Annotated in this window: 18 protein-coding genes and 1 tRNA gene; 7 read left to right on the forward strand and 12 right to left on the reverse strand. The window is 60.6% G+C overall.

Annotated elements, in window-relative coordinates:
* Positions 1-27: 27 nt before the first annotated feature.
* Positions 28-582 carry a TetR/AcrR family transcriptional regulator gene (locus ESZ53_RS05490; protein ID WP_129071903.1) on the reverse strand — a complete coding sequence of 185 codons (555 nt, stop codon included), beginning with the start codon at positions 580-582 and terminating at the stop codon, positions 28-30.
* A 149-nt stretch (positions 583-731) separates the two neighbouring features.
* On the opposite strand from ESZ53_RS05490, the gene ESZ53_RS05495 reads away from it, so the two are divergent.
* A complete protein-coding gene (locus tag ESZ53_RS05495; RefSeq protein ID WP_129071904.1) occupies positions 732-923 on the forward strand; it encodes a hypothetical protein in 192 nt (63 codons plus the stop codon).
* Positions 924-999: 76 nt separating this feature from the next.
* Here ESZ53_RS05495 and ESZ53_RS05500 read toward each other — a convergent pair whose 3' ends face one another.
* On the reverse strand, positions 1,000-1,761 hold the full coding sequence (locus tag ESZ53_RS05500) for a gamma-glutamyl-gamma-aminobutyrate hydrolase family protein (RefSeq protein WP_129071905.1): 762 nt from the start codon (positions 1,759-1,761) through the stop codon (positions 1,000-1,002).
* Positions 1,762-2,040: 279 nt separating this feature from the next.
* Here ESZ53_RS05500 and ESZ53_RS05505 point away from each other — a divergent pair, with 279 nt between their 5' ends.
* Complete coding sequence (locus ESZ53_RS05505; RefSeq protein ID WP_246837393.1) at positions 2,041-2,697, forward strand: M23 family metallopeptidase; 657 nt, start codon at positions 2,041-2,043, stop codon at positions 2,695-2,697.
* 117 nt (positions 2,698-2,814) lie between these two features.
* Here ESZ53_RS05505 and ESZ53_RS05510 read toward each other — a convergent pair whose 3' ends face one another.
* The gene (locus ESZ53_RS05510; protein WP_129071906.1) at positions 2,815-4,695 is read right to left on the reverse strand and encodes a hypothetical protein; all 1,881 of its coding nucleotides are present in this window, start codon (positions 4,693-4,695) and stop codon (positions 2,815-2,817) included.
* Between the two features lie 296 nt (positions 4,696-4,991).
* On the opposite strand from ESZ53_RS05510, the gene ESZ53_RS05515 reads away from it, so the two are divergent.
* The gene (locus ESZ53_RS05515) at positions 4,992-5,330 is read left to right on the forward strand and encodes a hypothetical protein (protein ID WP_129071907.1); all 339 of its coding nucleotides are present in this window, start codon (positions 4,992-4,994) and stop codon (positions 5,328-5,330) included.
* An 82-nt stretch (positions 5,331-5,412) separates the two neighbouring features.
* On the opposite strand, the gene ESZ53_RS05520 is transcribed toward ESZ53_RS05515, so the two are convergent.
* Positions 5,413-5,485, reverse strand: a tRNA-Lys gene (locus tag ESZ53_RS05520).
* A 71-nt stretch (positions 5,486-5,556) separates the two neighbouring features.
* Here ESZ53_RS05520 and bcp point away from each other — a divergent pair.
* The gene (gene bcp / locus ESZ53_RS05525) at positions 5,557-6,036 is read left to right on the forward strand and encodes a thioredoxin-dependent thiol peroxidase (RefSeq protein ID WP_129071908.1); all 480 of its coding nucleotides are present in this window, start codon (positions 5,557-5,559) and stop codon (positions 6,034-6,036) included.
* Here the strand turns inward: bcp and ESZ53_RS05530 are convergent.
* On the reverse strand, positions 6,033-6,452 hold the full coding sequence (locus ESZ53_RS05530; protein WP_129071909.1) for a hypothetical protein: 420 nt from the start codon (positions 6,450-6,452) through the stop codon (positions 6,033-6,035). The genes bcp and ESZ53_RS05530 overlap by 4 nt on opposite strands.
* A gap of 182 nt (positions 6,453-6,634) precedes the next feature.
* Here ESZ53_RS05530 and ESZ53_RS05535 point away from each other — a divergent pair, with 182 nt between their 5' ends.
* The gene (locus ESZ53_RS05535) at positions 6,635-6,883 is read left to right on the forward strand and encodes a WhiB family transcriptional regulator (protein ID WP_009772809.1); all 249 of its coding nucleotides are present in this window, start codon (positions 6,635-6,637) and stop codon (positions 6,881-6,883) included.
* 194 nt (positions 6,884-7,077) lie between these two features.
* On the opposite strand, the gene ESZ53_RS05540 is transcribed toward ESZ53_RS05535, so the two are convergent.
* From ESZ53_RS05540 to ESZ53_RS05550, 3 genes are read right to left on the reverse strand one after another with little or no spacing between them, the layout of a single operon-like run.
* Entirely contained in the window at positions 7,078-8,577 is a 1,500-nt protein-coding gene (locus tag ESZ53_RS05540; protein WP_129071910.1) for a sensor histidine kinase, read from the reverse strand.
* 9 nt (positions 8,578-8,586) lie between these two features.
* Complete coding sequence (locus ESZ53_RS05545; protein ID WP_129071911.1) at positions 8,587-9,819, reverse strand: tyrosine-protein kinase family protein; 1,233 nt, start codon at positions 9,817-9,819, stop codon at positions 8,587-8,589.
* Position 9,820: 1 nt separating this feature from the next.
* Positions 9,821-10,468, reverse strand: coding sequence for a hypothetical protein (locus ESZ53_RS05550; RefSeq protein WP_129071912.1), 648 nt, complete (start codon positions 10,466-10,468; stop codon positions 9,821-9,823).
* 119 nt (positions 10,469-10,587) lie between these two features.
* Here ESZ53_RS05550 and ESZ53_RS05555 point away from each other — a divergent pair, with 119 nt between their 5' ends.
* Positions 10,588-10,869, forward strand: coding sequence for a helix-turn-helix domain-containing protein (locus ESZ53_RS05555; protein ID WP_129071913.1), 282 nt, complete (start codon positions 10,588-10,590; stop codon positions 10,867-10,869).
* Between the two features lie 48 nt (positions 10,870-10,917).
* Here ESZ53_RS05555 and ESZ53_RS05560 read toward each other — a convergent pair whose 3' ends face one another.
* Positions 10,918-11,517: a hypothetical protein gene (locus ESZ53_RS05560; RefSeq protein ID WP_129071914.1), complete on the reverse strand. Its 600-nt coding sequence runs from the start codon at positions 11,515-11,517 to the stop codon at positions 10,918-10,920.
* Between the two features lie 150 nt (positions 11,518-11,667).
* On the opposite strand from ESZ53_RS05560, the gene ESZ53_RS05565 reads away from it, so the two are divergent.
* Positions 11,668-12,156 (forward strand): Rv3235 family protein, encoded by a 489-nt coding sequence (locus ESZ53_RS05565; protein WP_129071915.1) that lies wholly within the window; start codon positions 11,668-11,670, stop codon positions 12,154-12,156.
* Positions 12,157-12,257: 101 nt separating this feature from the next.
* Here the strand turns inward: ESZ53_RS05565 and secA are convergent, their stop codons facing one another.
* From secA to ESZ53_RS05580, 3 genes are all read right to left on the reverse strand, one after another.
* Positions 12,258-15,077 (reverse strand): preprotein translocase subunit SecA, encoded by a 2,820-nt coding sequence (secA, locus tag ESZ53_RS05570; RefSeq protein ID WP_129071916.1) that lies wholly within the window; start codon positions 15,075-15,077, stop codon positions 12,258-12,260.
* A 161-nt stretch (positions 15,078-15,238) separates the two neighbouring features.
* Positions 15,239-15,937: a ribosome hibernation-promoting factor, HPF/YfiA family gene (gene hpf, locus ESZ53_RS05575; protein WP_129071917.1), complete on the reverse strand. Its 699-nt coding sequence runs from the start codon at positions 15,935-15,937 to the stop codon at positions 15,239-15,241.
* Positions 15,938-15,982: 45 nt separating this feature from the next.
* Entirely contained in the window at positions 15,983-16,741 is a 759-nt protein-coding gene (locus ESZ53_RS05580; RefSeq protein WP_129071918.1) for a ComF family protein, read from the reverse strand.
* Between the last annotated feature and the right edge of the window lie 36 nt (positions 16,742-16,777).

Raw genomic sequence — 16,777 nt, forward strand, 5'->3', positions numbered from 1 at the left:
TCGTTTTGCTGACGCCGGGCGTCGCGTCTAGTCAGCGCGAACGGGCGCGAGAAGCTCGCTCATTATCTCCACGAGCGCCCGACGAGTTTCTTCGTCAGACTCGATCGGCATTGCGAGGTTGTCTGCCGTGCAGAGCATGTATGCCGAACCGCCGAGGGCAATGCCAAAGCGCATCTTGTCGCGTGGATTTGATGTCAGGGCCGCGAAACATTCGACCAGACGTCGAACGGTGTCGTTGGCGCGGTCAATGACCGCAAGGCCCACGAGCGAGGGTCCCTGATTGATAAAGAGATGCACCTCTTGTCGACAGTCGAAGATGAAGTCCACGAAGCTCTCGATGAAAGCTGCTCTATATTCGGCGTTGATTCCGTTCGTCTCGAGTCGACTTACGAGCTCATCGAGGCGTCCCACTGCGGGGCCTGCCGCGGCTTCTAGCAGGGCCTCTTTCGACGCGAAATGGTAGAGAACGCTGGATTTCGAGAGGCCGGCCAGTTCGGCAATTCTTTGAATAGAGGTGCCGGTGTAGCCGGCGATGGCGAACTCGGCGAGCGCGATGCGCTGCAGCTCTTGTTGACTAGACACCACTTGAGACTAACTGACCGATCGGTCAGTTAGGGAATTGCGACCAATTTCCCAGCGCAGTTGCAGGGATCGAGCCACTTTCGGGCGCCAGTCGCTGGTCGCACCCAGCATCTCACGCTACCGTTAAGGCACCCAACCCCGGAGGAAAAATGCGCAAATACTTGTTCAACGGCAGTCTCCTCAGTGCGGTCGCTGGCGGCTGGAGCATCTACCAGACCACGAAGCAGGGCCCGCGCGACTGGCGCCTGATTCTGATGTGGATCAGTTGGGGCATCACTGTCGCTATCGCGGTCGGCACTATCGCCAAAGAAGCGCAAGACTCCTACGAACTCGAGGACTAACCGCGAGCAGATCTCCGCAGCGCCGTTGCCGCGGCGGTCGTCGCCGCGCTAGTCGCTGGTCGTCGGTCGGAGCGGCCTAGGCCTTCGGAGCGTGTTGGGCGTTCTGGGCGCGATACCGGGCGGCCGCGTCTACGATTCCGCGGAACAGACGCGCGTCTTGTTTGGCATCCTCTTCGGGGTGCCACTGCACCGCCACGCCAAAATCGACGCTCGGAAGCTCGACCGCTTGAATTACGCCGTCATCGCCGCGGCCCGAGACCACGAGGCCCTCGGCAAGGTCACCAATCGCCTGGTGGTGGTACGACTTCACCGCAATGGTGCTGTCGCCCCCCAACAATGATGCGAGTGTGCTGCCCGGCTCGACCGCGACATCGTTCACAAGGAACGTGCCGCCGCCCGCTCCGTAGCGCTGGGAACCGATTACATCGGGAAGGTGCTGAATGATTGTTCCGCCCAGCGAGACGTTGAGCACTTGAGCTCCCCGGCAGATTCCCAGAAACGGCACGTTGGCGTCAATTGCCGCGCGCAACAGCGCATCTTCGAAAGCGTCGCGATCTTTACGCGGTACGTCGGTGGTGGGATGCGCTTCGTGACCGTAACGCGCCGGGTCAACGTCCTTGCCACCGGTGAGAATGAGGCCATCGAGGCCCTGGATGAGCGAGCTTGCGATCTCGGCATCTACTGGCTGCGGCGGCAGAAGTACGGCGATTCCGCCGGCATCCGTCACTGCTTCGAAGTAGATCTTGGGCAAGAACGATGCCGGGAGATCCCACACGCCAGTCTGGGCCTGCTCGAGGTAAGACGTGAGGCCGATAATTGGACGTGAACTGGTGCCCATGCGGACCCCTCCCCATCGAAAGAACAGAACGTTTGCCCCCAAAGGATATAGGGCGAGGGCAGCAAATTGTTGGTTCCTGAGTACCGTTCTCAGGTTTGTTCGTTATTTTTTAGGTCTCACTAGCCTGTCTAACCGCATCGAAGCGGTTTCGGCCCGTGCGTTGCAATCCGCCCCATTCGGCTTTTACGTCGCTCACACCCCCTGAGCGTAAAGCCACAACCAGATGGTGCCTTCCCCCGGATTCAGCTACAACTTTCTGACCACAACCAAGGAACGCTGTTGAAACGACCAATTACCATGCTCGCCATAGGGGCGATCCTTATCGGCGGCACGGTACCGGCAGCCGTGTTCCCCATAGTGAATGACGACGCGTACACCGCGGATGCCACGCTGCTCGCCCAAGCGCCCGCCGTCGGCACTGGCCCCGGTGACACCCCCTCCGACGATATTCAAACCTTTGCGTCCCCCGGCACCAGCGCTCCCGCTCCCGTCGTTCGCGATAGCTTCGACGTCGAGCAGGTTCAGCAGCAAGTCGTCGTGACGGCAGCAGGGCTCACCGGCACCCTCGAGCTCTTTCCCGCCGATGGTCCCATCAACGACGGCTTCGGCTACCGAGACGGTGGAGAGTTCCACGGCGGCATCGACATCATGGCCCCGGAAGGCTCCGACATTATCGCCGCTTCCCCGGGAACAGTGGAGAGCGTGACCGACGGTGGTGGCTGGGGCCGCCACGTCATCATCGATCACGGCAATGGAATCAAAACGCTGTACGGGCACATGATCGAAGGCTCACAAGCAGTAGTTGCCGGGCAATGGGTAGCGGCGGGTACCGTTCTCGGTTCTGTCGGAAACACCGGATACTCGACCTTCCCCCACCTCCACTTCGAGGTCTACGTCTTCGACACTCGAGTTGACCCCGAACCGTGGCTGCCCTAACGCTCGACCGCACCCGCTGACCTGAGCTCGGGCAGCCGCCGGCGTCGAGCCGGTTCGCCTGCGCCGCTGTGGCCCCGACACACACTCGTGTCGGGGCCACAGCGCTTCCACTCTCGGTTACAGAGCGTCCGCATCCATTCGGCGTCGAACGATGACCGCCGCACCACCGAGCACGATCATGCTCAGCGGCACAAGCCACCACCCGGCCGAGCTTCCGCCACCGCCGGTGTATGCCAAAGTCGGCAGCGTCGGAAGTTGCGCGGTGACCGCACTGGGAAGAACGCAATCTTCAGTGGTTATTGCGACGAACTCGAATGCCGCGGGATCGCTCCAGTCAGCTTCAAGCTCATTCGGCTCCACGGGATCAGCGGTGACCGCCACTGATCCAGATTCCTTGACGGTATAGGTGCCAGACAGGATGCCCGGCTCTCCATTGACCGTGAAGGTAACGAGGGTGTGGTCGTAGCCGTCCGCTGCGCCGAGCGTGTAGCTTGCGTCGACATCACACGTAGCTTGCGTAAATGACACGACAGGGAGGACCAGCCGTGGCATGACTACTTCGCACTCCGGGTCACCGGCGTCGAGCTGCGGGTTGAGCACTCCGCTAAACGTTAGCGTCGTGATCGGCTCCGCAATCAGGGCCCCGTCAACCATTTCGGGGAAATGTGCGCCATTGATCGCCGTCGCGGTCACGCTGTAGTTGTCGGCCCCTTCAGGGTCAGTAACCGCACCCCACACCGCGTTCACGAGCGAACCAAGAACCAACTCCTGCGGAGCAGCGCAGGTCGCGTCAACAAAGCTCACTGCGGCCGTCGCGATCACGTCGCCGCCGACCTCGGGGCAGTCAGCGCGTTCGTCCTCTGTGAGTTCCCGCACCTTCTCCACGGTGCGCTCCTTTACTTTGATCGACCCATAGAAGAACGAGCGCACAATGGTCGTCGTCGCAAAGCCTTCGTCATCCCCCGCAGGGCACGCAATCGCCGTTGAACGCTCCACAGTCTTCGAGGCACATAAAGCGCTGTCGTCGCTCGCGACGATGAACGACGGAGTCTCGGGGTCGAAGTCGCCGGTCGCGTTGACCACGCCCTCAAGGGCGTCATCCCACATCAAAACAGGTTGAGTGCCTGGCGCAAGTACCCAGCCGCTGGGATGACTCTTACTGGGAACGAACTGGCAAACATAGACCTCGACGGGTGGCGGCTCGCACTCGACCAATTCCTTCTCCGTCAAGTGACGCGTACTTGTCGTTTGAGAGGACTTTACTACTTTCGTCCCATAAAACAGGGTCGTTGAAGTCGTGATGTTCACGACGCCAGCGCCGTCATCGCTGGGGCACACAACCTCCTCGTCGACGGTTACCACGGTGCGAGAACACAGGCTTGAATCATCTTCAGCCACGACGAACGATGGTTGTCGATCATTGAAGTCACCGGTGGTATTGACGTCGTTGCCGAGCGCGTTCTTGCTGACGTGAATCGGCTGCTTGCCCAGCTTGAGTCGGTAGCCCGAGGGTGAGTTCTCGCTGGCCACGAACTTGCACACCCACACCTTTTTATTGTCCTGAGGGCGGGATTGCGATTCGGGTTGCACTGACCGCGCAGCAAACTCAGGCGCTGCCTCGGGTTCAGCATCCGCCGGCTCGCTCGCCAGCTCTTCAGGATCAGCGGCAGAACTTTCCGGGGCAGCCTCTGTCACCGCAGCGTTCACAGGCGCCGGCTTGACCGAAGGCGCGGGTTGAGCGGGGGCGAGTTCGGCAAGCACCTCGGATGCGGCAGGCACCTGCTCTTCGGGATCAGGCTTCGGTTGGGGCGACGCGGGCTCGACGCTCGGAGCGGGTTCGCCGCCCTGCGTGGCGGGAACATCAGCGATGGTTTGAGTCGCTACGGGATTTGAAACGAGGGAGCTATCGTCGGCGAAGGCCGGGGCCGAAACACCCAAAAAAGCACCGGTCGTGAGGGTGAGACTGGCAACGCCTGCCAGTAGTTTTTTTACGGACATGATGGGCAGCTTTCTGCAGGAGGAATGCATTTCGACGCATCCGCACGCAACTGCAGAATCGGGGCCGCCATCGGCTCAGGAAAGGGAGTGCGAGCTCATTTACGGGGGTAAATTGCGTCGCTGGAAGTGATTCGGGCACCACCTACTTTCTCGCCTTCGGGTTGTGCAGCCATCGCCGCACTAGTAGTGCTCAGAAGATATCATGTCCCCCAAAAGGAGGACACTAGACGACGGTGTCTCGTTCATCGCGGTGGTATAGCCCAACTAAGGCGTATTACCACTCCAAGCTTGCGCAGGTGATGACAGCCGTCACGCTCGCGGAACGCGTGCCGCCCCACGTCAATGTCAGCTGCATTCGCGTCCCTGCGGTGCGGCTCGATGCCGGTCGGCTTGCCTCGCAACCGGGGGTTCTCCGCGCTCTCTACGCCCCCAAAAATGCCGCAGCAGTACTGCCCGGCTCTCTAGCGTCAACGTACGGGCGCGCCGCGACCCGGGAAACACCATTGAGCGCCGTCTACATCGACGAAAGCGACGCCGCAGTGCCGATTCCACGCTCGGCCCGAGGTGGCGACGCACGCGACCGTCTGTGGGCACTGACCTCGACAGCGACGGGCGATATCGACTGGGCCTGGTAGAGATCCGCGCGCAGCCCGAAGCGTTCGGGCACTAAAACCAAAAACCCCCGCGATCACAATGATCACGGGGGTTTTCTTGCTGTGCACCCCCCCGGACTTGAACCGGGAACCCACTGATTAAGAGTCAGTTGCTCTGCCAATTGAGCTAGAGGTGCGTGGCTTGGTTTTCCCTCTCAGGGCAACCGAGGAACAACGTTACCATGAGTTAAAGCGACTAAGGAGCACAATGACCACTGAATCTTCTCGACTTGCCAACGGCACCCCTGCACCGGGCTTCACACTGCCTGATCAGGACGGTAATTTGGTGTCCCTGAGCGACTTTTCCGGCAAGAAAGTGATTCTTTATTTTTATCCTGCAGCCATGACTCCCGGATGCACGAAGCAGGCGTGTGACTTCCGCGACCAGCTTGGTTCGCTGCAGTCAGAGGGCTATGTCGTGCTCGGTGTTTCTCGCGATACTCCCGAGAAGCTCACCAAGTTTCGCGAGCAGGAAGCACTGACCTTTCCGCTGCTCAGCGACCCCGATCACGAGGTGCATGAAGCGTATGGAGCCTGGGGTGAAAAGAACCTCTATGGCAAGCAGGTTGTTGGCGTCATCCGCTCCACTTTTGTGATCGATGAACAGGGAACCATCTCGCTCCCCCTCTACGCCGTGAAGGCCACCGGGCACGTTGCTTCGCTGCGCAAGAAGCTCGGACTCGACTAACCGTCGCGACGGGTGGTTGCTTCCAGAACCGGTTTGGTAAACAGCAGCACCAACACCACGATGGCCGGCGTCAACAGCAACCACCCCACGTCTGGGCGGGCGAACACGCCTTGAAAGCTGCCGATAGCGACTGAAATTTGCAGCACCTGCCAGACCACGGCCGCGCCCCGGATCCACGCTTGATTTCTGAGCGTGCTTATACCGATCACGGCGACCCACACTGCCGCAATCGCTGTCAGTACAGTGAGCGCGATTGCGCTGGGATAGGACTGCGGCGTCTCAGCCCCCAACTCGAAAATCAGATACGCGAGCGCAGCAAAAAGCACGGCACTCTCGAGGAAGATCACTCCAGCGAGAGCAATCAGATACGGATGATGACGTCCCGTTTTTTCTTCTGGGACAAGTTCGTCTACCATTCGCTCCCCGTTAAATCGCTGAAAAACCATTGCTTTGGCTTTACCGATATGCGATTCTAGTTGAGGTTGATTTCTGGCTCCCAGTGTTGCGAGCGAGACCCACACAATTTCTCAAGCTTGACGCCGATCAGGGCAATTTTTTTGCGCGCTCAAGCACCGCAACACACTGTAAGGAGCAACACATGGACTGGCGCGATAACGCTGCATGCCTCACCGCTGACCCGGAGCTTTTCTTCCCGGTAGGAAACACCGGTCCGGCCGTTGACCAGATCGAAAAAGCGAAAGCTGTCTGCGGTCGCTGCTCGGTCACCGAAATGTGCCTCCAGTACGCCCTCGAAACCAACCAAGACTCCGGAGTCTGGGGCGGTCTCAGCGAAGACGAGCGTCGCGCTCTCAAGCGTCGCGCTGCTCGCGCACGCCGCGCTTCCTAAGAAGCCACACTCTCTCCGAGCCCTATTTTTGTAGCTCACGCAGCAGGCCGGTCGGCCACGACACTTCGCATCATCCCGAGAACATGGGGTGACGATCTTCGTTCCGATCGGCCTTTGCTTTGTCTCCGGCAGGTGCTGCCGCAAGCGCGCTTACCGGATCCGCAGCACCGTGCGCAGCCTACCGGGTGCACAGCTCACTTAGCGCGCGTGAGCCACGTGAGGGGAATGTCGATCGTCACTTCGGTTCCGCTACCCATAAGGGTGTGCCAGTCGATAGTTCCGCCGAGCTCGCCCTGAATAAGAGTGCGCACAATTTGCGTGCCGAGTCCCTCGCCCACTCTGCCTTCTCCGAGGCCAACGCCGTTGTCGCGCACCTGAACCGTCAACTTATCGGCGGTTCGTCGTGCATCGATCTCGACCGTGCCATCCGCCTTGCCCGCGAGCCCGTGCTCGACGGCATTTGTTACAAGCTCCGTGAGCGCCAGCGCCAGGGGCGTTGCGTACTCACTGGGTAAAGCCCCGAAGCTACCCACCGACGTGGGGTGAACCGTGGTGTTGTGGCTCGACGCGACCTCTGCGATCAGCTTCAACACTCGGTGGAAAACCACATCGAAGTCGACGTTTTGGTTCAAGCCTTCAGACAGGGTGTCGTGCACGACAGCGATCGCTGCGACCCGACGCATAGCCTGGCCGAGGGCCTCTCGCGCCACTTCGCTGTGCGTACGACGAGCCTGAATACGCAACAGCGACGCTACAGTCTGCAGATTGTTCTTCACACGATGGTGAATCTCGCGAATCGTGGCATCTTTCGTGATCAGTTCGCGCTCCTGATGCCGCACCTCGGTGACATCGCGGCACAGCACGATGGCTCCCACTCGCTCGCCGCGGTCCCGGATGGGGATGGCACGCAGCGACACCGTCACGCCGCGCGCTTCGATGTCAGTGCGCCACGGTGCGCGACCGGTGACCACCAGCGGAAGGGATTCATCCACTTCAGGCTGGCCGGCAATCAGAGTGGTGGTGACATCGGCGAGAGATTCTGCTTCGAGTTCGCCGGAGAAGCCGATGCGGTTGAACGCTGACAGAGCGTTCGGACTAGCGAAGGTGACGAGGCCGTCGACATCCAGACGGATGAGGCCGTCGGAGGCACGGGGTGCACCCCGGCGCGGCGCGGCGGGGGCTCCCATGTCGGGAAAGTCTCCCGCTGCAATCATCGCGAACAGGTCGTTTGCACAGCCGTTGAAGGTGAGCTCTTGACGGGACGGCGTGCGAGCATCGCCCAGGTTAGTGTGTCGCGTGATAACGGCGATGGGCGTTTCTGTCGTGGCATTACCTGTGGCGTTGAGCCGACGCAGCACGGGAACCGCCCGCACGCGGGTGGGCGTCTCTTCGTACCACGCGGGTGCAGCGGTATCGACGATGCGCGAGGTTTCGTACGCTTCGGTGACTTGAGCGAGCCACTCGGGTTTGATCTGTTGCCCGACGAAGTCACGGTAAAAGAGGGTGGCCGAGCTGCTGGGACGAGCATGCGCTACGGCAACAAACTGGTTATCGTCGCTCGGCACCCACAGCACGATGTCCGCAAACGCGAGGTCGGCGAGAAGTTGCCAGTCGCCGACAAGCATGTGCAGCCATTCGATGTCCGCCTCACTGGAGCGGCCTTGTTCTTGGACTAGATCACTGAGTGTCGACACCCTTACAGATTACCCGCGCGCCAACATCCTGCTGAACAATGACTTGCGAGGCGCCAGCTCTTGCTGCTCCGGCACAAGCCTCGAGACCACTAAGTCACGAATCGCTGCCCGTGCGCTCGAACGGGGCACCGCGTCTACGAGAGTTTTTCCGCTGAGCACTGCACCGTCAAAGCCCTGCAAATCGTGGGGCACGAGAATCGGATGCTCGATGCCACCAAACCGCGAGAGTGTCTGAGTGATTTGCCCGTGCGGGTTCATTCCGCTGGCGCTGACTCGAATCTTGTTCATGACGACGCTCACGCTGCGCGTCGACACAGTCTCGAGTAAATCAACGTGTGCCCGCAGAAATCGTGCCAGCCCCACCGGGTCAGCGGCGCCGACCGCGATTACGTGGTCGGCGGCGCGCACCGCTGTGACCGCAGCCGCATTTCTTCGCGGGGCAAAGAGATCGCTCGTGATCTCTTCATCATTTTCCAGACTCGAGCTGGTGTCGAGCACCGTGTAGTCGACCCACTGCCTGCACTGAGCGATCGTGGTGCCGACCCGTTCAGAGGAAAGCTCCGGCCAGCGGCTCGGACGACCGATTCCGGTCAGCACCCAGAACGACCCCACCGGCGATTCATACCGCTGACCGATTCGTTCGAGCTCCTCGGAGGTGAGAGTTTCAGTGCCCGCTAGCCGGCACGCAGCCGCGAAGCCAGGCGCTTCATCGAGCATGCCGAGAGCGGGGGCAACAGACGCCCCGTGCGTATCTACGTCGGCGAGCGCCACCCGATAGCCCAGAGCAGCAAGCTCCGCCGCAACTGAGATGGCAATGGATGTTCGCCCCGGCGCCCCGCCAGGACCCCACACCGCGATCACTTGGCCCAGCGCGGAACGCTCATCCGCCGACGTTTGTGCGCCCCACGGAGCTTGGGAGAGCACGGCCTCCAGCCCACCCCAACCCGCTGCGGCATCCACTATGTCAAAGAGACCGAGGTCGCTGGCGTAGCGCTGCTCACGGTCACTGCTTGCGATGGCAATCAGGCGTACTCCGGCCTGATCGCACGACGCGATTAGCCGGTCGGTCAAGTAGCGAGCCTCGGCCGCAACGAGAGCGACATCGGCATCGGCCCCGGCAATACGAGACGCCAACTCGGGCGCGCTCACTGCGCGCAACACGATCTCGTGGCCGTGTTGAGCGGCGTCGAAGGCGAACTGGTCTTCCAGAGTCACGGGCATGGCGAGAGCGAACGCGGTCATGCTAGCCCTCCGCCGGGAGGTTGGCGGGGATTACGGAGAGCACATCACCGTTAGCCATCGCTTCCAGTAAACGGGCAACTCGCGAACGAGGAACCAGCAGCTCGATGGCGCTGCCCTGAGCAGACGAGACCAAAGAATCATCGTCGAGCAGCCGCACGACGACCGCCCCAGAAATGATCACACCAGGCGCAGCGTACTGACCGTTGTCGTCTTCAGGACTCGCCCACACATCTACCGAAGCGCCGGGAGCGACAGAGCCGGAGAGGCCACTCTGGGGCGCCACCACCACAGAAGTGAGCGAAAGGCCGTCATGACTGCCCAAAGACGACGTCGGCACCAACTCCCCCACTTCAATGGAGCGGGTCGCGACGAATCCTTGTTCTGGAAGCTCGCCCCGGACGATGTAGTGGTCGGCCGCCTCATTGAGCTTGACGCTGCGCACCACGAGATCCGAACTCAGCACGCGGTCACCGGGAGTGAAAGTAGCCCCCGCGGCATAAACCTCGATTGAATCATCAGTCGCGGCCACCAGCGAGACAACACCCACAACGGATGCCGCCACAAGCACGACGCCAATGGCAAGTCGCGGGTCGAGAACAAACGCTCGCGCACGAGCTTGGGACTGAGTACGGCCGGAACGGCGGCTCATCGAGCGCGCTCCACAAGTCGGGTCTTGATCATGGCACCATCGTTCGCCACGCCTCGGGTGTGGCGCCATAGTTATCCACACAAGCCCCATTCCCAGCTTCGTGCGCGCATAATCGATGCATGAACGCGATCACCCCTGCAGAAGGCCTCGGGAGATTTCTCACCTTGGCCGATACTGCCGAAGTGCTCAGCGTCTCTCCGCACGAGGTTCTGGAGCTCGTGCGTTCGGGCGAACTGCCCGCCATCAAGGTCGGCAGCAAGGGCCAGTGGCGTATCGAGAACTCAATTCTCGAGTCCTATATTGAAGCTCTCTATGAAGAGACTCGGCGCATGAGCCTCTGGAACCAATCGGATATCGCCACGGTTACAGAAGTGAACTTCGGAGAACCGCGCAAGCGCTAACGTTCGCGCTCTAGCGTTTCGGCCGCACCGAGTTACGGCAGCACGAAGTTACGGCCGCACTAGGACAAGGCTCGCGAACGGCACTAGGCGATACTCCGAAACCGCCGTCTCCCGTCGCACCGCTCCGCGTTCGTGCACAGCGATGTCCAGATGATCGCGGCCTACCCGATCGATCGTGCCGTGCACTTCTCCCGTCGCCAGCAGCAAAGTGACCGCTCGGCGTCGCCGGCACAGGTCACGTAAGACATAACTCAAGCTCAATCGCTGCGAAAGACTCGGGTGCCCCGTAGACGCAGTAGTAGCGAGGCTCGGCGTGATGTGACGCGCGCCCAGCGAAATACCCGCAAGCGCGGCAAACGGGATGATGCACTGCGCCGGGCGCCCGGTTTCGTCGACGATATCGGCGGACATCCAGTCACGACCGATAATTACGGGGCGTACCGCCACCCGAGCGCCAGTCGTGAGCATCACGGCGATCGTCAGTGGCGACTCCGTCGTGCTGCGCTCGTGAAGAGCCACGATGCGATCCCGGATGCTCAGCCGCCCCAAGCGCAAACGCTCTTCTTCGGCATCGACCTCGAGATCCTCCGCCGTTATTTCGCGCTCAAGCTGACTCTCGAGGTCGTCAAACAGATTGTCCCAGCGCATGGACTGACGGTACTAATGCCACCCGCTGACTCCGGATTGTTATCCACAATTGAACTTTAGTCATAGACATTTGGTCCGGATGCTGATTAAGTGTGGTCTACCCCCTTAAGGGGGTGAACGTCGCCGTCTTGACCTTTTACCCGGGAGATCATGAGTACCGAGCCCCTTCGCACCTCCTTACCGAGTGTGGACTTACCCCCACAGCTGCGCCCGCGCACTGGCACACTGCCTTCTAAAGTCATTCGGCCACGTTTCGTTCCCGACGAATTCTTCGGCCACCAGCCGACTTCCAGCGCAGAGCTACCCGACCCCGCGCCCCTCGTCGAGAACCTCACTCGCTGCGTAATCGAGGTGCTCGCTGGCGCTCGAGACTTGGATCAGATGGCGCGTTGGGTCACCGACGATGTCTATCGGCACCTGCTCAAGCGCGTAGTCCTTTCGGCTCGCGCCCGCCGGGCGAAAGGCCAGCCTGTGACGCGCCCCAGTTTTACTATGGGCTCAATCAGAATTTGCGAACCACGCGATGGCGCTATCGAAGCCGTTGTCATTGTTCGCGGTCGCGCCCGCACGCGCGCTGTCGCCGTGCGCCTCGAAGGCCTCGACAAGCGCTGGCGCGCCACCGCGATCAACGTTCTGTAGCCTCACACCCCTACAGCGCACAAATAACGGATGCCCCGCTCACTGAGTGAGCGGGGCATCCGTTATTAACGATTAACCTCTAGAGCGAGGCTACTTCGGAGTTACTTCTTACGTTTTTCTTGCGCACGACGCTGCGAACGGTTGAGGGGAGCCTCAGGTTCCGCTCCCTCCGCACGCTGTCCGAACGCACCGCGCTCGTTCGACTGCGGCTGAGCTGCGGGTTGAGCCTGTTGCGGTGCACCCTGGCTCGCTTGACGCTGCTGCGCTTGAGCTGTCGCTGCGCGCTCGACCTGGCCGCGGTCGTTACGCACTTCGACCTCACCCGACGCATCAGCGCTTGGCGCGGAGTAGCTGAGCTGAGCCGCGGGGGCGTTCGCTCCGTCTAGGCCACGGGCCTGAACCGTTGTAGCTTCCCCGCCGCCATTCACTTCGACATCGAGGTTGAAGAGGAACCCGACGGTTTCTTCACGAATCTGCCCCATCATCGTCTGGAACAACGCGAAGCCTTCGCGCTGGTATTCGATGAGCGGATCGCGCTGAGCCATCGCTCGCAGTCCGATTCCGTCTTTCAGGTAGTCCATCTCGTAGAGGTGATCGCGCCAACGGCGGTCGATCACACTCAGCACAACACGTCGTTCGAGTTCGCGCGTTGCCGCTTCGCCCAGTTGCTGTTCTCGGCGCTCGTAGGCAATCACTGCATCCGAGTGAATTTCCTTTGCGAGGAACGCACTCGTCATCTTGCCGCGCGAGCCAGCCTCCGTCAGAACCTCATCGACGCTGATCCCCACGGGATACATCGTCTTCAGTTCGGCCCAGAGCCCTTCGAAATCCCATTCTTCTGAATGACCTTCGGCAGTGTGAACATCAACCACCTCGGTGACGACGTCCTTCAGGAAGCGCTGAACGCGATCCTTAAGGTCATCTCCCTCGAGAATGTGGCGACGGTCACCATAAATAGCCTCACGCTGACGATTCAGAACATCGTCATACTTGAGCACGTTCTTGCGAATCTCAGCGTTCCGTGATTCCACCTGTGACTGAGCGCTGCGGATGGCGCGGCTGACGACCTTCGATTCGATAGCGAGGTCATCGGGTACCGACGATCGCCCCATCAACGCTTCAGCAGCACCGCTGTTGAAGAGTCGCATGAGGTCATCCTGAAGAGACAGGTAGAAGCGGCTCTCGCCCGGGTCACCCTGTCGACCGGAACGACCACGCAGCTGGTTGTCGATGCGGCGAGATTCGTGGCGCTCGGTGCCGAGCACATAGAGCCCACCAACGTCGATGACTTTCTTGGCTTCTTTCTCTACGCCGGTTTTGACCTCGGCGAACACGTCATCCCACGCGGCTTCGTATTCCTCGGGAGTTTCCGAGGGGTTGAGGCCCCGTGCATTCATCTCGGCCACAGCCAAGAACTCCGCGTTTCCGCCGAGCATGACGTCAGTTCCACGACCAGCCATGTTCGTGGCGACCGTGACAGAACCCAATCGGCCTGCCTGCGCGACGATCGCTGCTTCGCGAGCGTGGTTCTTGGCGTTGAGCACTTCGTGCTTGACGCCCTTCTTAGCCAACATGCGCGAAAGCAGTTCGCTCTTCTCAACGCTGGTTGTTCCGACAAGCACTGGCTGGCCTAGTTCGTGGCGCTTAGCGATATCGGCGACTACCTGCTCGAACTTAGACTGCTCGTTCTTATAGATGAGGTCGGACTGGTCGATGCGCTGCATCGGACGGTTGGTCGGGATAGCAACGACGCCGAGCTTGTAGGTCGACATAAATTCGGCCGCTTCAGTCTCAGCGGTACCGGTCATGCCCGAAAGCTTGTTGTACAGGCGGAAGTAGTTCTGCAGGGTGACGGTAGCCAGCGTCTGGTTCTCAGCCTTGACCGCTACGCCCTCTTTCGCTTCGATCGCCTGGTGAATACCTTCGTTGTAGCGACGGCCAGCCAGGATACGACCGGTGTGCTCATCGACGATGAGCACTTCGCCGTTCATCACGACGTAGTCCTTATCTTTCTTGAAAAGCGCGCGAGCCTTGATCGAGTTGTTCAAGAACGAGATCAGCGGGGTGTTAGCCGATTCGTAGAGGTTGTCGATGCCGAGGTAATCCTCGACTTTTTCGATACCGGGCTCGAGAACGCCGACAGTGCGCTTTTTCTCGTCGACCTCAAAGTCAGTTTCTGGGTCGAGCTTCTTCGCGAGGTTCGCGAACTCGGTGAACCAGCGGTTGGCCTCGCCTGACGAAGGGCCAGAAATAATCAACGGGGTACGGGCCTCGTCGATAAGGATCGAGTCGACCTCGTCAACGACAGCGAAGTAATGACCGCGCTGCACCATGTCGCTTGCCTGCCACGCCATGTTGTCGCGCAGGTAGTCGAAACCAAACTCATTGTTGGTTCCGTACGTAATGTCTGCCGCGTATTGTTCGCGGCGTTCGAGCGGCGTCTGACCGGAGATAATGCAGCCGGTAGTCATGCCGAGGGCACGGAATACACGCCCCATAAGTTCTGATTGGTAGCTCGCCAGATAGTCGTTCACCGTAATAACGTGAACGCCCTGGGCCGCAATAGCGTTGAGGTAGGCCGCGAGCGTCGCGACGAGAGTCTTACCCTCACCGGTCTTCATCTCGGAAATGTTGCCCAAGTGAAGCGCAGCACCACCCATGAGCTGAACGTCGAAGTGACGCATACCGAGGGTGCGGCTTGCCGCTTCGCGCACGGCAGCGAACGCTTCGGGCAGCAGGTCGTCGAGCGACTCCCCCGCGGCGTAGCGCTCACGCAGCTCTACTGTCTCGTTCTTTAGCTCGTCATCAGTGAGGGTCTTGAAGTCATCCTCGAGATGGTTGACCGCCTGCGCGTAGGCTTTCAAGCGTCGAAGAAGTCGACCCTCACCTACGCGAAGAGCGCGTTCTAAAACATTCGCCACCGAATACTCCCATTCTTGTCGGACGGGTCCGACGCTGGCACTGCTCGACGAAGCGCAGTCTTTTAGACGCTTACGTCACGGTAACGCGGTGCGTGCAATCAGCGCACAGCCGCGTTACCGGTTCGTAATCGTATCAACTCCAAGCCAAAAACTTGGTGTACTTAGCCGTTGGCCGCCTTGCGCTTGCGCGAGCGACCACCCTGAACCGCGTCGTCGGCCTCTTCTTCGAGACCAATTACGCCGTAATCCCAGCCCTTGCGGCGATACACGACGCTCGGACGGTCGGTTTGGCTATCGACAAAGAGGAAGAAGTCGTGGCCCACCAGCTCCATGTGATCAAGAGCCTCCTCTACTGTCATGTGACTCGAGGGGAATACCTTGCGTCGGATAACGACGGGCGAGTAGTCCTCGTCGCCGGGCTCCGGCGCCTCATCCTGAATCGGCACCGCTCCGGTCGCAACCTTTTCGATCACTTCGGGACTAGCGGGCGTGATGTCGACAACAGCGAATCCACCGGCGCTCGCCTCACGGAGTGACGTGGGGCGGTGGTTTCCGCGGTGAACCTTCTTGCGATCTTTCGACTGGCGAATGCGCTCAATGAGCTTCGCCATAGCCAGATCAAAAGCAACATACTTATCTGAACCAGCAGATTCCGCTCGAACAAGCGGCCCTGGTCCGATCAACGTCAACTCGACACGGTCGTCTCCACTGGAACCTTTGGTTTCGTGGTGTCGCGTCACTTTGATCTCGAAGGCGATCGCCTTCTCGGCCAAGTGAGAGACCTTTTCAGACTTTTCGATCGCGTACTCACGGAAACGATCCGTGACTCCTACATTTCGTCCGTTGACGGTGATTTCCACGGCGACCTCCTAGCAATAATGCGCGGCTGCCCCGTGAGGCAGCTACTATTTCGCGCCCTTTTCCATACCGTAGCCCTCGCCGCTGGCAATGTCACGAACCGTCAGCCTTCTTGGAGTGAACCCGATGGTTGCAGCACCCACAACTGTTGCGCCCGCAGCGGAAATTGCTCTCGCCGCTTCATCGATCGTGGCACCCGTCGTGAGCACGTCATCCACAATGATTACGCGGATGCCAGCGAGAGAATGCGTCGCGATGAACGCGCCGTGAACGTTGCTGGCGCGCTGTTGCGCGCTCAGCAATTTTTGGCTGCGAGTTTCTTGGGCAACTCTTAACACCCGGGCGTGGCGCACTCCCGCCGCGCGGAGTATGAGTGCCATCGGGTGATACCCCCGCGTGCGGAAGGCTCCGCGGCTGCTCGGCACGGCAACGATCTGAACAGGGTGCGTTGCCGGGTCTGACGATGACGCCGCATCGATCGCTTGCAGTAACGCCGGCAGGAACGATGCCGACAGGGCTCGCGCGAGATCGGTGCGGTGATGATTCTTGAAGGCCAGCAGCACCCGGCGTGCCCGCCCTTCGTATCGCAGGGCGTAGTGCACGGCGAGGTGCTGCGGAGTCGAGTGGATGCTCGGCTGCGCCACTAAGCGGCGCGCACACTCATCACACAGAGCACGGTCGACCCGCTCGCAGCCGGCGCACTCCACGGGCATCAGGAGCGCCCAGGCGTCGCGGAGAGCGTCGATGAGGGCTCCGTGCCACCACGCTCGCTTGTCGTCGTCGTGAGGCTGCTGTGAGGGCGTCATCCCCCGATCGTGTCGTTGACAGCCCCCAACGCCGCA

The sequence above is a fragment of the Salinibacterium sp. UTAS2018 genome, from assembly GCF_004118935.1.
In the GTDB taxonomy this organism is placed as follows: domain Bacteria; phylum Actinomycetota; class Actinomycetes; order Actinomycetales; family Microbacteriaceae; genus Rhodoglobus.

What these genes read in the sequence shown, in the direction of transcription:
- ESZ53_RS05495 (WP_129071904.1), top strand. Translation starts at nt 732, where the DNA reads ATGCGCAAATACTTGTTCAACGGCAGTCTCCTCAGTGCGGTCGCTGGC.
- ESZ53_RS05500 (WP_129071905.1), bottom strand. Translation starts at nt 1,761, where the DNA reads ATGGGCACCAGTTCACGTCCAATTATCGGCCTCACGTCTTACCTCGAG.
- ESZ53_RS05510 (WP_129071906.1), bottom strand. Translation starts at nt 4,695, where the DNA reads ATGTCCGTAAAAAAACTACTGGCAGGCGTTGCCAGTCTCACCCTCACG.
- bcp (WP_129071908.1), top strand. Translation starts at nt 5,557, where the DNA reads ATGACCACTGAATCTTCTCGACTTGCCAACGGCACCCCTGCACCGGGC.
- ESZ53_RS05530 (WP_129071909.1), bottom strand. Translation starts at nt 6,452, where the DNA reads ATGGTAGACGAACTTGTCCCAGAAGAAAAAACGGGACGTCATCATCCG.
- ESZ53_RS05535 (WP_009772809.1), top strand. Translation starts at nt 6,635, where the DNA reads ATGGACTGGCGCGATAACGCTGCATGCCTCACCGCTGACCCGGAGCTT.
- ESZ53_RS05545 (WP_129071911.1), bottom strand. Translation starts at nt 9,819, where the DNA reads ATGACCGCGTTCGCTCTCGCCATGCCCGTGACTCTGGAAGACCAGTTC.
- ESZ53_RS05550 (WP_129071912.1), bottom strand. Translation starts at nt 10,468, where the DNA reads ATGAGCCGCCGTTCCGGCCGTACTCAGTCCCAAGCTCGTGCGCGAGCG.
- ESZ53_RS05555 (WP_129071913.1), top strand. Translation starts at nt 10,588, where the DNA reads ATGAACGCGATCACCCCTGCAGAAGGCCTCGGGAGATTTCTCACCTTG.
- ESZ53_RS05560 (WP_129071914.1), bottom strand. Translation starts at nt 11,517, where the DNA reads ATGCGCTGGGACAATCTGTTTGACGACCTCGAGAGTCAGCTTGAGCGC.
- ESZ53_RS05565 (WP_129071915.1), top strand. Translation starts at nt 11,668, where the DNA reads ATGAGTACCGAGCCCCTTCGCACCTCCTTACCGAGTGTGGACTTACCC.
- ESZ53_RS05580 (WP_129071918.1), bottom strand. Translation starts at nt 16,741, where the DNA reads ATGACGCCCTCACAGCAGCCTCACGACGACGACAAGCGAGCGTGGTGG.